A 797-nucleotide genomic window follows, 5' to 3' on the forward strand; every position below is an offset into this window, starting at 1 on the left:
TAGGTCGTGTTGATCTTATGTTAGGATAGAGAGAATAATTTATAGAGGAAAGAGGATGAAGTTGGTTTTTTTAGATGAAAACAAATGGCAGAAGATATTGGCTTTTTTACAGACAGAAGAGAGAGTTAACATTGGGAAAGAAGCAAACTGCAAACAGTTTATTGAAGCAGTTCTTTGGATAGCCCGTTCCGGTGCTCCTTGGCGCTACCTCCCAGAAGGATATGGCAAATGGTACACCATCTATCAAAGATTCCACCGGTGGAGTCGTTTTGGAGTGTGGGAACGGATGTTCAAGTATTTTATTGACGACCCTGATTTAGAGCATCTCATTATTGATTCAACCATGGTTCGAGCGCACTCCTGTGCTGCCGGAAAAAAGGGGAGCAAGCTTTGGGGAGAAGCCGAGGCGGATACAGCACCAAGATTCATGTGAGTGTAGATGGGTTGGGAAATCCGCTGGAATTGAGAATAACTGGCGGAGAAAAGAGCGATATTACTCAAGGGGAAGAATTGATAGAGGGCTGGCAGAGAAAGGATACCAAAGTAATTGGGGATAAAGGATATGATGCGGATAAGTTGATTGAGAAGATAGGGGAAGCTCAAGCGGTTATTCCGCCTAAAAGGAATAGAAAGACGCAGCGGCATTATGACAAGCATCTGTATCAAGAGAGGCATTTAATCGAATGCTTTTTTCATAAGTTAAAGCAGTACCGGCATCTATTTTCTCGTTTTGACAAATTGGCCAGGAACTTCTTGAGTTTTCTCTATCTCGTCAGTGCTCTCTTTTGGCTCAAATG

General features: G+C 42.8%; 1 protein-coding gene. It reads left to right on the forward strand.

Translation table 11 applies throughout. The annotated features are described in order from the left end of the window. Positions 1-55 precede the first annotated feature (55 nt). Positions 56-797 (forward strand): IS5-like element ISSoc13 family transposase gene (locus NW839_RS09530; protein WP_148202704.1). Its coding sequence is split into 2 segments (ribosomal slippage), with 743 coding nucleotides annotated over them: positions 56-374 and positions 374-797; the frame shifts between segments, so codons are not numbered across the junction. This gene is flagged as partial in the annotation.

It is taken from the genome of Synechococcus sp. R5-15, from assembly GCF_047462035.1.
Taxonomy (GTDB): Bacteria; Cyanobacteriota; Cyanobacteriia; order Thermostichales; family Thermostichaceae; genus Thermostichus.